Annotated in this window: 11 protein-coding genes; all 11 read right to left on the minus strand. The window is 62.2% G+C overall.

Features of this window, described 5'->3' with window-relative positions:
• Positions 1–29: 29 nt before the first annotated feature.
• Positions 30–869, minus strand: coding sequence for an urease accessory protein UreD (locus LCH64_RS08045; protein WP_226499919.1), 840 nt, complete (start codon positions 867–869; stop codon positions 30–32).
• Positions 870–899: 30 nt separating this feature from the next.
• Positions 900–1598, minus strand: coding sequence for an urea ABC transporter ATP-binding subunit UrtE (urtE, locus tag LCH64_RS08050; protein ID WP_226499920.1), 699 nt, complete (start codon positions 1596–1598; stop codon positions 900–902).
• A gap of 131 nt (positions 1599–1729) precedes the next feature.
• On the minus strand, positions 1730–2572 hold the full coding sequence (gene urtD, locus LCH64_RS08055) for an urea ABC transporter ATP-binding protein UrtD (protein WP_226499983.1): 843 nt from the start codon (positions 2570–2572) through the stop codon (positions 1730–1732).
• Between the two features lie 23 nt (positions 2573–2595).
• On the minus strand, positions 2596–3675 hold the full coding sequence (urtC, locus tag LCH64_RS08060) for an urea ABC transporter permease subunit UrtC (RefSeq protein ID WP_226499921.1): 1080 nt from the start codon (positions 3673–3675) through the stop codon (positions 2596–2598).
• Positions 3675–5177, minus strand: coding sequence for an urea ABC transporter permease subunit UrtB (gene urtB / locus LCH64_RS08065; protein WP_226499922.1), 1503 nt, complete (start codon positions 5175–5177; stop codon positions 3675–3677). The genes urtC and urtB overlap by 1 nt, the downstream gene beginning before the upstream one ends.
• Before the next feature lie 163 nt (positions 5178–5340).
• On the minus strand, positions 5341–6606 hold the full coding sequence (urtA, locus tag LCH64_RS08070; protein ID WP_003221226.1) for an urea ABC transporter substrate-binding protein: 1266 nt from the start codon (positions 6604–6606) through the stop codon (positions 5341–5343).
• Positions 6607–6929: 323 nt separating this feature from the next.
• Positions 6930–7940: an iron ABC transporter permease gene (locus LCH64_RS08075; protein WP_226499923.1), complete on the minus strand. Its 1011-nt coding sequence runs from the start codon at positions 7938–7940 to the stop codon at positions 6930–6932.
• Positions 7937–8884 carry an ABC transporter substrate-binding protein gene (locus tag LCH64_RS08080; protein ID WP_226499924.1) on the minus strand — a complete coding sequence of 316 codons (948 nt, stop codon included), beginning with the start codon at positions 8882–8884 and terminating at the stop codon, positions 7937–7939. The genes LCH64_RS08075 and LCH64_RS08080 overlap by 4 nt, the downstream gene beginning before the upstream one ends.
• Positions 8881–9669 (minus strand): ABC transporter ATP-binding protein, encoded by a 789-nt coding sequence (locus tag LCH64_RS08085; RefSeq protein ID WP_003221231.1) that lies wholly within the window; start codon positions 9667–9669, stop codon positions 8881–8883. The genes LCH64_RS08080 and LCH64_RS08085 overlap by 4 nt, the downstream gene beginning before the upstream one ends.
• A 114-nt stretch (positions 9670–9783) precedes the next feature.
• Positions 9784–11907, minus strand: coding sequence for a TonB-dependent receptor (locus LCH64_RS08090; RefSeq protein WP_226499925.1), 2124 nt, complete (start codon positions 11905–11907; stop codon positions 9784–9786).
• Positions 11908–12057: 150 nt separating this feature from the next.
• Positions 12058–13437, minus strand: a complete 1380-nt coding sequence (locus LCH64_RS08095; RefSeq protein ID WP_226499926.1) for a PepSY domain-containing protein — start codon at positions 13435–13437, stop codon at positions 12058–12060.
• Between the last annotated feature and the right edge of the window lie 3 nt (positions 13438–13440).

The raw sequence follows: 13440 nt of genomic DNA on the forward strand, positions 1-13440 counted from the left end.
CAAGCCCGCTCCCACAGTTGGATTGCATTTCAGGTGTTCCAGATTCGCGGGGGCTGGGCTTCACGGCCTAGCAGAACCGGGCGTAACAAACGCCATAAATCGATGAGCCAGGCACGGGCGAGCAGTGCTTCTGACGCCAGACACCGAGCCACCAACAGGCCGGGCAACTGGGTCAGATCGCCGCGCACTGCATGCCCCAGCGAACGACAGCGCTCCAGCAATTCGGCATCGATTTCACCGGTCACCAGCAGCGTCGCAAACACCGGATGGCCATCCAGGCCGATCGGCGAATCGAGCAAGCCGTCATTGCCGGTGATCCGTTGACGCTCGTGCCAGAGCAATCGCCCGTCGCGGCGGATATCCAGATGCGCTTGAAAGTGTCCGAGGTCGAAGCGCTCGCCACTGGCCGGTCGGCCCAGCGCCACCACGTCCCAGTAAAACAGCCGCGCATCGCCCTCCAGCTCGATCGAGGTGCTGAGTTCAGCCTGGGCGGCGCTGTAGACGATGGTTTCCTGTGGCAGCCATTCCAGCGTCGCACCGGCCGCGATTTTCAGGTCGAGCTGCTGATACGCCGGCCCCGCTGCGCGATACCACTTGGCGGCGCCGGGGCTGGTGATCTGCGCCCAGGCGTCTGCTTCGACGCGGGCGCTGATGTTCAACCGGTCACCCCCGGCGATCCCGCCCGGCGGGTGGACAATGATGTGCTGGCAGACTTCGGGGCCTTCGGCATACAAGTGCTTTTGCACGCGCAACGGGCCGAGGTGTCGGCGCTGAACCGGGCGCGTACAATCGCCGAAGCGGGCGTAGGCCAGCTCCAGCTCGGCGTGCCAGCTCGGGTTAAACAGGGCAGTGGGAAGCGCTAGATTCATGGTTTGTAATTATCGTTAGGAAGCTACAGATTAAATTGTTACCAGACCTCGTACACCCTCGGCCTCCATATTTTCGCCGCGCCCCTGTTGCACGATCTCGCCCCGGGACATCACCAGGTACTGATCGGCCAGTTCGGCGGCGAAGTCGTAAAACTGCTCAACCAGCAAAATCGCCATGTCGCCCCGCGCCGCGAGCTTCTTGATCACCGCGCCGATCTCCTTGATCACCGAGGGCTGGATGCCTTCGGTGGGCTCGTCGAGGATCAGCAAACGCGGACGACTGGCCAGGGCGCGACCGATAGCCAGCTGCTGTTGCTGACCGCCGGACAGGTCACCGCCGCGGCGCTGCTTCATTTGTAGCAGCACCGGGAACAATTCGTAGATGAAACTTGGTACTTCTTTCGCTTCGCTGCCGGGAAACCGTGACAGGCCCATCAGCAGATTTTCCTCCACCGTGAGCCGGCCGAAGATTTCCCGGCCCTGTGGCACATAGGCGATGCCGGCGTGTACCCGCTGGTGCGACTTGAGCGTGGTGATCGCTTTGCCTTCCCAGTTCACCACGCCTTCCTTGGCCGGCAACAGGCCCATCAGGCATTTGAGCAGGGTGGTCTTGCCCACGCCGTTGCGCCCGAGCAGGCAGGTGACTTCGCCGACTTTTACGTCAAAGCTCAGGCCGCGCAGGATGTGGCTACCGCCGTAGTACTGGTGCAGCTTGTCGACTTGCAGCATGTCCAGAATCTCCTCAAATCCCTTGTAGGAGTGAGCCTGCTCGCGATAGCGGCGTGTCAGTCAACGCCGGCTTATCTGATACACAGCTATCGCGAGCAGGCTCGCTCCCACAGGTTGTGCATTCGCAAAATTCAGCGGCCGAGATAGACCTCGATCACCCGCTCGTTTTCCTGCACCTGCTCCAGCGATCCTTCCGCCAGCACGCTGCCCTGATGCAGCACCGTCACGTGGTCGGCAATCGAGCCGACGAAGCCCATGTCGTGCTCGACCACCATCAGCGAATGCTTGCCGGCCAGCGACTTGAACAGCTCGGCGGTGAATTCGGTTTCGGCGTCGGTCATGCCCGCCACCGGCTCATCGAGCAGCAGCAGTTGCGGGTCCTGCATCAGCAACATGCCGATCTCCAGAAACTGCTTCTGACCGTGGGACAGCAGTCCGGCAGGGCGATTGACCGAGGTGGTCAGGCGGATGGTTTCCAGCACTTCGCTGATGCGATCCTTCTGCTCACCGCTCAGACGCGCGCGCAAACTGGCCCAGACCGACTTGTCGGTTTTCTGCGCCAGCTCCAGGTTCTCGAACACGCTGAGGGCTTCGAACACCGTCGGTTTCTGGAACTTGCGCCCGATCCCCGCCTGGGCGATCTGCACTTCGCTCATCTGCGTCAGATCCATGGTTTCGCCGAACCAGGCTTTGCCGTGGCTGGGGCGGGTCTTGCCGGTGATCACGTCCATCAGCGTGGTCTTGCCTGCGCCGTTGGGGCCGATGATGCAGCGCAGTTCGCCGACGCCGATGTACAGGTTCAGATTATTCAGCGCGCGGAAGCCATCGAAGCTGACGCTGATGTCTTCCAGGGTCAGGATCGTGCCGTGCCTGGTGTCGAGGCCGGGGCCGACGCGCTGGCCGAGGCCGATCGAGTCGCGGCTGGTGCCCTCGTCCTTGTTCGGTTCCACGGGGAAAAACGCCGGTTCGAGCATGAATTCAGCACTCGCAGTGACTCTCATTGTTCACCTCGTTTCTTCAGCAGGCCGATCACGCCTTTGGGCAAATACAACGTCACGACGATGAACAGCGCACCGAGGAAGAACAGCCAGTATTCGGGGAAAGCCACGGTGAACCAGCTCTTCATGCCGTTGACCACACCGGCACCGAGCAACGGCCCGATCAGCGTGCCGCGACCGCCGAGGGCGACCCACACGGCCGCTTCGATCGAGTTGGTCGGCGACATTTCGCTCGGGTTGATGATCCCCACCTGCGGTACATACAACGCCCCGGCCAGACCGCACAGCACCGCGCTCAAGACCCAGACGAACAGCTTGAAGCCGCGCGGGTCGTAGCCGCAGAACATCAGGCGGTTTTCCGCATCGCGCAGCGCGGTCAGCACCCGGCCGAACTTGCTCTGTGCCAGACGCCAGCCGATGAACAGACTCGCCACCAGCAGCAGTACGGTCGCCAGAAACAGCACCGCGCGGGTGCCCGGCTCAGTGATACCGAAGCCGAGAATTGTGCGGAAATTGGTGAAGCCGTTGTTACCACCGAAGCCGGTCTCGTTGCGGAAAAACAGGAGCATCCCGGCGAAGGTCAGGGCCTGGGTCATGATCGAGAAATACACGCCCTTGATCCGCGAGCGGAAGGCGAAGAAGCCGAACACCAGCGCCAGCAGACCCGGCGCCAGCACCACCAGGCACATCGACCAGATAAAACTGCTGGTGCCGCTCCAGTACCACGGCAATTCGGTCCACGACAGAAACGTCATGAACGCCGGCAAGCCATCACCTGCGGCCTGGCGCATCAGGTACATGCCCATCGCATAACCACCGAGGGCGAAGAACAGGCCGTGGCCCAGCGACAGCAGCCCGGCGTAGCCCCAGACCAGATCCAGCGCCAGAGCGACGATGGCGTAGCAGAGGATTTTGCCAACCAGCGTCAGGGTGTAGGCCGAGACATGCAGCGCGCTGTCCGGTGCCAACAGCGAGAGCAGCGGCAGGGCGATCAGCAGCGCGAGGACCACCGCGCCGATGGCAAGGGTGACTTTCGGCCCGGCCTTTTGCGTGGCCGTGACAAGTAGAGGCTGGTTCATCAGTCGATCACCCGTCCTTTCAGTGCGAAGAGGCCTTGCGGACGTTTCTGGATGAACAGAATGATCAGCGCGAGGATCAGGATCTTGCCGAGTACCGCACCGATCTGCGGTTCGAGAATCTTGTTGGCGATGCCGAGGCCGAAGGCGGCGAGCACGCTGCCGGCAAGTTGACCGACGCCACCAAGCACCACCACCAGGAACGAGTCGATGATGTAGCTCTGGCCGAGGTCCGGGCCGACGTTGCCGATCTGGCTCAGCGCCACGCCACCGAGGCCGGCGATGCCCGAGCCGAGGCCGAAGGCGAGCATGTCGACGCGCCCGGTGGGCACGCCGCAGCAGGCAGCCATGTTGCGGTTCTGCGTGACCGCTCGCACGTTGAGGCCGAGGCGGGTCTTGTTCAGCAGCAACCAGGTCAGCACCACCACGAACAAGGCGAAGGCGATGATCACGATGCGGTTGTACGGCAGCACCAGATTCGGCAGCACCTGAATCCCGCCGGACAGCCACGCCGGGTTCGCCACCTCGACGTTCTGCGCACCGAACAGCAGACGCACCAACTGGATCAGCATCAGGCTGATGCCCCAGGTGGCGAGCAGGGTTTCCAGCGGTCGGCCGTAGAGATGACGAATCACCGTGCGTTCCAGCGCCATGCCGATCGCCGCCGTGACGAAGAACGCCACCGGCAGCGCGATCAGCGGGTAGAACTCGATGGCTTGCGGGGCGTAGCGCTGGAACATCAGCTGCACCACGTAGGTCGAGTAGGCGCCGAGCATCAGCATCTCGCCGTGGGCCATGTTGATCACCCCAAGCAGGCCGAAGGTGATCGCCAGACCGAGTGCCGCGAGCAGCAGAATCGAGCCGAGGGACATGCCGCTGAAGGCTTCACCGAGGATTTCGCCGACCAGCAGTTTGTGTTTCACCTGCGCCAGACTGGTTTCGGCGGCGGTGCGCACGCCGGCATCGTTTTCGACGCCGGGTTCGAGCAGGCCTTCGAGGCGGGTGCGGGCCAGGGGATCGCCGGTTTCACCGAGCAGGCGCACGGCGGCCAGACGCACCGCCGGATCGCTGTCCACCAGTTGCAGATTGGCCAGGGCCAGGCTCAGGGCGGCGTGGACGCTTTCATCTTTTTCGCCAGCCAGTTGCTGGTCGAGGAATTTCAGCTGCGCGGGTTTCGCGCTTTTCTGCAATTGCTGCGCAGCAGTCAGACGGATTTTGGCGTCGGCGGCGAGCAATTGGTGGCTGGCCAAAGCGGTGTCGATCAGACCCCGCAGGCGGTTGTTCAGGCGCAGGGTTTTCGGCTGGCCGTCGAGGGTCAATTCGCCCTGTTGCAGGGCGTTGATCAGCTCGACACGCGCCGGCTCGGGCTGCGCGGCCCAGGCTTCGAGCAGTTTGGCTTGCTGCACGGGATTGGCGGTGACGAAGTCTTCGGCGTCGCCGGCAAAGGCAGTCATCGGCAACAGAAGTGCGATGACGAGGATGAAGCGGTAAAGGGTAGTCGGCATAAAGAGTCGCCTTGCGCGGACTAATGGTGGGAGCGGGCTTGCTCGCGAAAGCGGTGTGTCAGCTTGCATTTAAGTTGAATGACGAACTGCTTTCGCGAGCAAGCCCGCTCCCACAGGGGGAGTGTGTCGGACTGAAAGTCTTAACAGCCCGACACCCAATGGCTCAGTTGCTCTTCACCGCATAATCCGGCTTCTTGTCGTTGCCATCGATAAACGGACTCCACGGCTGGGCACGGATCGGGCCTTCGGTCTGCCAGACCACGTTGAACTGACCGTCAGCCTGGATCTCGCCGATCATCACCGGTTTGTGCAGGTGGTGATTGGTCTTGTCCATGGTCAGGGTGTAACCGGACGGCGCGGCAAAGGTCTGGCCGGCGAGGGCTTCGCGGACTTTGTCGACGTCGGTGGACTTGGCTTTTTCAACGGCTTGCGCCCACATGTGGATGCCGACGTAGGTGGCTTCCATCGGGTCGTTGGTCACCGCTTTGTCGGCGCCCGGCAGGTTGTGTTTCTTCGCGTAGGCCTTCCAGTCAGCGACGAACTTCTTGTTCACCGGGTTCTCCACGGACTCGAAGTAGTTCCACGCGGCGAGGTTGCCCACCAGCGGTTTGGTGTCGATGCCGCGCAGCTCTTCTTCACCCACCGAGAACGCCACCACCGGTACGTCGGTAGCCTTCAGGCCCTGGTTGGCCAGCTCTTTGTAGAACGGCACGTTGGAGTCGCCGTTGACCGTAGAGATCACAGCGGTCTTGCCACCGGCGGAGAATTTCTTGATGTTGGCGACGATGGTTTGATAGTCGCTGTGACCGAACGGGGTGTAGACCTCTTCGATGTCCTTGTCGGCCACGCCTTTGGAATGCAGGAACGAGCGCAGGATCTTGTTGGTGGTGCGCGGGTAGACGTAGTCGGTGCCGAGCAGGAAGAAACGCTTGGCGCTGCCGCCTTCTTCGCTCATCAGGTATTCCACCGCCGGAATCGCCTGTTGGTTCGGCGCGGCGCCGGTGTAGAACACGTTCGGCGACATCTCTTCGCCTTCGTATTGCACCGGGTAGAACAGCAGGCCGTTGAGTTCTTCGAACACCGGCAGCACCGATTTACGCGACACCGAGGTCCAGCAACCGAACACCACCGCGACCTTGTCCTGGGTCAGCAACTGCCGGCCCTTCTCGGCGAACAGCGGCCAGTTCGACGCCGGGTCGACCACCACCGGTTCGAGCATCTTGCCGTTCACGCCGCCCTTGGCGTTGATCTCGTCAATGGTCATCAGCGCCATGTCTTTGAGCGATGTTTCGGAGATCGCCATGGTCCCGGACAACGAATGCAGGATACCGACCTTGATGGTCTCGGCGGCCTGGACAGTCCAGGTCATGCCCATCGCGGCAATGGATGCCGTGAGTGTGAAAGCCTTGATCAAACTGCGACGCTTCATTGTGCGATCTCCATGAACATTAAAGTTTTTTATGGTTGGCAGATGCGGACGACTGAAGACTGTTTTGCAAGGGCTGTGCCCGGTCGGGATCGGGCAGGAAAATGTCGGTTTAGAGCGGTTGCGCGCGGGCGGGGTGCACCATGAAGGGACGCGGAGAGAGCGTTGGTGCAAGCGGCCGCGCCAGATTGGGGCGCGATTTCAAGGACAACACTGTCCCCTGTAGGAGTGAGCCTGCTCGCGATAGCGTTCTGTCATCCGCATTGATGTCGAATGTGCCGCCGTCATCGCGAGCAGGCTCACTCCTACAAGTTGATTATGCTGGATCAGCGGCGGCGCATCAGGCCGATGAAGAACAGGCCGCCGATAGCCGCAGTGGCAACGCCGATGGGCAGGTCTTCCGGCGCGATCAGGGTGCGCGCGGCGACATCGACCCACACCAGGAACAGGCTGCCAAGCAGTACGCAGGCCGGCAGCAGTCGCCGGTGTTCGGCACCGACCAGACGCCGGGCAATGTGCGGCACCATCAGCCCGACGAAACCGATCGAGCCGCTGATCGACACCAGCACCCCGGTCATCAAGGACGCGATCACAAACACCCGCAGGCGCACCGCGCGGGCATTCAGGCCGAGGGTCACGGCGGTCTGTTCGCCGGCCATCAAGGCGTTCAACGGTCGGGCCATGCCCAGCAGCAAACCGAGGCCGAGCAACACACTCAGCGCCGGCACCGTCAGCAGTTCCCAACGCGCCAGGCCGAGGCCGCCGAGCATCCAGAACATCACCGCCGAGCTGGCGCGATGGTCGCCCATGAACAGCAGCAGATTGGCGATTGCCATCATCACGAACGACACCGCCACGCCGCACAGCAGCAAGCGGTCGCTGTCGAGCCGACCCTGACGGTTGGCAATGCCCAGCACCAGAAACATGCTCAGCAAGGCGCCGATGAATGCGGCAATCGGCAAGGTCAGCAGGCCGACGATTTCACCGATGTGCAGCACCACGATCACGGCGCCGAGTGTCGCGCCGGAGGTGACGCCAAGCAGGTGCGGATCGGCCAGTGGATTGCGCGTCACCGCTTGCAGCACCGCGCCGATCAACGCCAGCCCGGCGCCGACCAACGCCCCGAGCAACATGCGCGGCACGCGGATCAGCCAGACGATGTGTTCCTGCCCGGCGCTCCAGCTCACCTCGCCGAGACCGAAGGCCTTGTGCAGCAGAATCCGCCACACCACGTCCACCGGCACCCGTGCCGGGCCGAATCCCAGCGACACCACGCACGACACCAGCAGCAGGGTGCCGAGGGCGGTCAGCAACAAGGCGTAGCGCCGGTCGATCATTCGCCGTGGAACCCCTTGGCCAGGGTTTCCACCGCCAGCACGTTATCGATCCCCGGCGTGGCCTGCACGTAGGGGATGACGATGAAACGCTGGTTCTTTATCGCATCCACCGATTGCAGCGCCGGGTTCTTCAGCAGGAATTCGACCTTCTGCTCGGCGGTGATTTCGCTGTAATCGACGATCACGATCACCTGTGGATTGCGTTCGACCACGGTCTCCCAGTTGACCCGGGTCCAGCTCGCTTCGACGTCGTCGAGAATGTTGCGCCCGCCCGCCGCATCGATCAGCGCCTGCGGCATGCCGAGGCGGCCGGAAGTCATGGCGCGGTCTTCGCCGCTGTCGTAGAGAAACACGCGTGGCTTGTCGGCGGGCAGATCTTTGCGGATTTCGGCGACCTGTTGCTGCATGTCGGCGATCAGTGCGTTGGCGCGATCCTGCACGTCGAAAATCTTCCCGAGGTTGCGCAGGTCGTTATAGGTGTCGTCCAGTGTCGCCGCCGGGCGTTTCATCACGAAGGCGCAGGACTCGGTCAGCTCATACACGTTGATGCCCAGCGGTTGCAGGGTCTGCGGGGTGAGATCGCCGCCGACGCGCATGCCGTAATCCCAACCGGCGAAGAAGAAATCGACGTTGGCGTTGAGCAGGGTTTCCACCGACGGATATTTCGCGGCCAGCTCCGGCAAACCGTCGAGCAGCGACTGCATCGCGGGCGTCACCGACTTCCAGCCACTGACGCCGCTGTACCCGGCCATGCGCGATTTGAGGCCGAGGGCGAGCATCATCTGGGTCATGTTGATGTCGTGACTGACCGCGTGTTTCGGCGCCTGCTTGAAGGTCACTTCGCGGTTGCAGCTATGGATGGTCAGCGGGTACTTCGTGGCTTCGGCGAAGGCCTGGGCACTGCACAACAAAAGAGCGACGCAAAGCAGGGAACGCACAGTCATGGTCGGGTTATCCAGGTGATTCGCGGGTAGTCGTGGAGGGGGTGGGAGTCGATCAACGCTTCGACGCCGAACACGTCGCGCAGCAGCTCGGCGGTCAGTACTTGCTGCGGCGTGCCGCTGGCGACGATCCGTCCGTGGTTGATCACGTACAGTCGGTCGCAGAAGGCGGCCGCGAGGTTCAGGTCGTGGATGCTGGCGAGGGTACCGATCTGCAGGCGTTTGACCAGTTGCAGCAGCTCAAGCTGATAACGCGGGTCGAGGTGGTTGGTCGGCTCGTCGAGGATCAGCAGTTGCGGTTGCTGGGTCAGGGCGCGGGCAAGGATCACCCGCTGTTTTTCACCGCCGGACAGCGTGGCGAAAGCATGATCTTCGAAGCCGTCGAGACCGACGGATGTGAGCGCTTGCGTCGCCAGATTGCGATCTTCCAGCGTGTCGCCATCGAACAGGCCTTTGTGCGGCGTGCGGCCCATGGCGACCACTTCTTCGACGGTCAGGCCAAAGGCATCGGGGAATTCCTGCAGGACCACGGCGATGCGTTTCGCGCACCAGCGTGAGGATTGCTTCCACACGTTGTGGTGATCGAGTCTGACCTCACCGCTTTCCGGCTGACTGAAGCGATAGGCGCACCGCAGCAGGCTGGTCTTGCCGCTGCCGTTGGGGCCGATCAGCCCGACGAACTCACCGGCAGCCACCTGCAACGAGGCGTCACGCAGCTGGAACTGGTGATGGCAGTGGCCGTGGCCCAGAGGTGTCCAGGCGAGGTTGGTGAGGTTTAGCGAGGTCATGCTTCTACTCTGAAATATCTGGCGTTGCTGATGACGCCTTCGCGAGCAAGCCCGCTCCCACAGTTGATCGCGTTTCAATGTGGGAGCGGGCTTGCTCGCGAAGAGGGCCATGAATCAAAAGGTGTAATCGGCCGTGACGAAGAACGATCTCGGTTCGCCGAGAATCCACTGCTGGCCCTCATTGTATTGGCTTTGTGCGTACTGGCGGTCAAACAGATTGTTCACCTGCAGACCCAGCGTAGTGTTGCGCAAAGCTTTCCACGACAGCGTCGCATCGACCACGGTGTAACTCGGCAGCTCGTTGCGATTGGCCATGTCGGCGTAACGCGCATCGACATAACGCACGCCGGCGCCGGCCTTCAGGTCATCGCTGAGGTTTTTGTTCAGCCACAGATTGGCGGTGCGCCGTGGCACATCCACCGGGCGATTGCCGTTGTACGACAGCGTCTGCCCGTTGACCACTTCGGAGAAGTCATCGTACTTGGCTTTCACAATCGCCGCGTTGGCCTGCAGTTGCCAGGCGTGCGGCAGTTGCAGATCGAGGCTGGCTTCCAGGCCGTCGGACGATTGCTGGCCGACTTGCTGCTTGAGCGTCGGGTTGCCCGGATCGTCGGTCAGCAGTTTCTTTTTGACGATGCGATAGGCCGCCAGGGTGAACTCACCGCGCTGATCCCAGAACAACTGCTTCATGCCGATTTCTGTCTGCCGCGCGGTCGACAGGTCGTATTGCTGCTGGCTCGGGCTCAGCGAAATCAAGCCACCGATGCCGTCGGTGCTGGTCGCGACCTGACCGTAGAACGAGGTCTCGGGCGTCAGGGCAAACACCAGTCCGGCCTTCCAGTTGTTGCCGGTCAGGGTCTTGTCGCTCTGGCTGTCGTCGACCAGATTAGTGCGATCCACATGCACGTAATCACGGCGCACGCCGGTCACCAGCGACCAGCGCTCGCTCAGTTGCGTGCGGTTTTCAGCGAACACTGACATCTGTCTGGTGGTGCTGTCGAACTGGTCGCGGTACGGGTTGGCGCTTTCGAAATAGCCCGGTTGCGGGTGATACAGGTCCAGCGCCTGACCGTTCGGCAGCACATCGTTGAACGGTGAGTTGCTGTTGAGTTGGAAGCGGATGCGGTTGTAATCGACGCCGGTCACGGTCTGGCTGTCGAGGCCGAACAGCGAGTGTTTGAAGGTGAAGGTCTGGCGGTCGCCGACCTGCTCTTGCTGGTGGCCGATGCCGAAGTAGCCGCTGCGGCTGAGTTGTTGCGTGGCGGCGTCGAAGTTGTAGTTCTCGGCGTTCTGCCAGCGGCGCTGGGCCTTGAGGTAGTACAGCTCATTGCTGGCGCTGAGCGCGTCGTTGATCTGCCAGTCGCTGGTCAGACGCGTCCACTGATCGTTGTAGTGCTGCTGGTCGTCACGCACGTTGTAGTTCTTGTTGCGCAGGCTGTCTTGCAATTGGCCGTTGATCAACGGCGTGCCGAAGTAGTTCTGCGGACGCTGGTCGCCATAGTCGTGGGCGAGGGTGAACGTCAGATCATCAGTGGCCTGCCAGCGCAGGGCGGCGCTGATGAAGTCGCTTGAAGAATCACCGCGATCGATCCAGCCGTTGCTGCGCAGACGATTGAGATTGAGCCGATAGCTCAGGGTGTCGCTGAGCGAGCCGCCGCTGTCGAACGCCTGTTGCTGGCTGTCGTAGGAACCGTAGCCGAGGCGCAGGTGGTTTTCGATTTCGCCCTCGAACGGTTTCTTCGGGATCACGTTGACCACCGCACCGGTCGCGCCTTCGCCGTACAGCACCGAGGCCGGACCGCGCAGCACGTCGACGCGCGCTACCGACCAGGTGTCGACCGGAAAGGTCACGGTGCCCATGCCGGTGTACATCCGGTTGCCGTCATACAACTGCATCACCGAACTCTGCCCGGTAAAACCGCGTGCCTGCAACGAGGTGCCGCCATCGCCCGGGGTGCCGGTGCGGCTGATGCCGGTGCTGCGTGACACGGCGTCCTGCACGCTGCGATCGCCACGGGCACGCACCTGCTCGCCGCTGAGGCTTTCGACGCTGGCCGGGGTTTCCATGGCCGTCAGGTTCAGGCGCGAACCAGCGGTGGTTGGTGTGGTCAGGCTGACGTTTTCGTCATCCATGGCCGGGGCGCTGATGGTGCCGGTGGGCAGCGTCAACGGTTGGCCATCGGCGCTGGCGTTGTTCAGGGCAAGCAGGCAGAGACTGGACAAGAGGTACTTGTTCATCTGGGCGGTGAATCACTTCTTCAAAAGAAAGCCCGCAACTTGTGGTTGCGGGCAGAGCGGCCTATTTGTGTTACACAGTAACACTAAAAAATGCCGGAGTTTAAGCCCCGGCAGTTTAAAGATCTGTCTAAAACGCGCATCTCGCCTGCTTCATGATGAAGTTGAGGCAGATTCAGCTTGGCGGCCCAAACGCGACAACAGCAGCCGATCCAGCAACCACACCAGCACCAGCGAAGCCCCCACCAGCGGAAAAATCACCGCCAGCACCAGCATGATCGCCACCCCGGTTTTCCATTTCGGCAGGTCATGGCGCAGCGGCGGCACGCCGAATTTGCCCTGCGGACGACGCTTCCACCAGATCACCACACCGCTGACGGCGCTGAGCAGTATCATCAGGCAGATCAGCAGCACGACAATCTGGTTGAAGGTGCCGAACATCTTGCCTTCGTGGAGCATCACGCCGATTTCCGTGGCCCGCGCCACCGCGCCGTACTGCTCGAAACGCACATCGGCGAGGACCTTGCCGGTGTACTGATCGACATGCAGGGTCGCATCGTTACGCGGGTCGTCGGCAAACACGGCAATGGTGAACACACCGGTCGCGGTGGTTGGCAGGGTGATGCTGTAGCCGGGTTCGACTTTGCGTTCAATGGCGATGTTCTGCACATCTTGCAGGCTGATCGCGGGTGCGGCGGGACCGTGTTGCATGCCGCCGTGGGCCATGTGTTCGGCGTGGTCGCCGGACATCGGCATCGGTGTGTTTTCCATCGCCCATGGCACGGTCTGACGCGCGGCGTTGTTCAGGCTGCCGGCCTCGACGTCGGAGGTCGGCACGTTGTTCCACATCGCGGCCGGGAACACGTTCCACACCTGGGCATACTGCTTGCCCCAGAAGCCGGTCCAGGTCATGCCGCTGAGCAGCATCACCAGCAGCAATGCCGCGCCCCAGAACCCGGTGACCGCGTGCAGATCACGCCATAACACCCGACCGCGACTGTTCAGGCGAGGCCACAGAATCCCCGCCGCCTGACCGCGCGGCCACCACAGAAAGACCCCCGATACCACCAGCACCACGCCCCAACCGGCGGCGAGTTCGATCAGGCGATCACCCACCGTGCCGATCATCAATTCGCCGTGAATGGCGCGGGCGATGGCTTGCAGGTTTTTCTTTGCATCCTGCTCGCCGAGGATGTCGCCGTGGTACGGATCGATGAATACGTTGAGTTCATGGCCGGCGTTTTTCACCACGAACTGCGCGCTGCGCTCGGCGTTGGCCGGCGGCAGGTACTGGGTGATCTGACCCTGTGGATAAGCGCTCTTGACCCGTTGCAGCAGCTCATCGGCCGGCACCGTGTGATGCGCGGCCGGGACGTTGAGCAGGCTGCTGTACATCAGTGAGTCGAGTTGCGGTTTGAACAGGTAGATGATGCCGGTCAGGGCCAGCATCACCATGAAGGGCGCGACGAACAATCCGGCATAGAAATGCCAGCGCCAGGCCAGGTTGTAGAAATTCGCTTTGGGCTTTTGCATCAC

Origin of the sequence: Pseudomonas sp. MWU16-30322 (assembly GCF_020515535.1) — a bacterium.
Taxonomy (GTDB): domain Bacteria; phylum Pseudomonadota; class Gammaproteobacteria; order Pseudomonadales; family Pseudomonadaceae; genus Aquipseudomonas; species Aquipseudomonas fluorescens_H.

Coding starts and splice junctions, on each gene's coding strand:
- LCH64_RS08045 (WP_226499919.1), bottom strand. CDS start 869: ATGAATCTAGCGCTTCCCACTGCCCTGTTTAACCCGAGCTGGCACGCC.
- urtE (WP_226499920.1), bottom strand. CDS start 1,598: ATGCTGCAAGTCGACAAGCTGCACCAGTACTACGGCGGTAGCCACATC.
- urtD (WP_226499983.1), bottom strand. CDS start 2,572: ATGCTCGAACCGGCGTTTTTCCCCGTGGAACCGAACAAGGACGAGGGC.
- urtC (WP_226499921.1), bottom strand. CDS start 3,675: ATGAACCAGCCTCTACTTGTCACGGCCACGCAAAAGGCCGGGCCGAAA.
- urtB (WP_226499922.1), bottom strand. CDS start 5,177: ATGCCGACTACCCTTTACCGCTTCATCCTCGTCATCGCACTTCTGTTG.
- urtA (WP_003221226.1), bottom strand. CDS start 6,606: ATGAAGCGTCGCAGTTTGATCAAGGCTTTCACACTCACGGCATCCATT.
- LCH64_RS08075 (WP_226499923.1), bottom strand. CDS start 7,940: ATGATCGACCGGCGCTACGCCTTGTTGCTGACCGCCCTCGGCACCCTG.
- LCH64_RS08080 (WP_226499924.1), bottom strand. CDS start 8,884: ATGACTGTGCGTTCCCTGCTTTGCGTCGCTCTTTTGTTGTGCAGTGCC.
- LCH64_RS08085 (WP_003221231.1), bottom strand. CDS start 9,669: ATGACCTCGCTAAACCTCACCAACCTCGCCTGGACACCTCTGGGCCAC.
- LCH64_RS08090 (WP_226499925.1), bottom strand. CDS start 11,907: ATGAACAAGTACCTCTTGTCCAGTCTCTGCCTGCTTGCCCTGAACAAC.
- LCH64_RS08095 (WP_226499926.1), bottom strand. CDS start 13,437: ATGCAAAAGCCCAAAGCGAATTTCTACAACCTGGCCTGGCGCTGGCAT.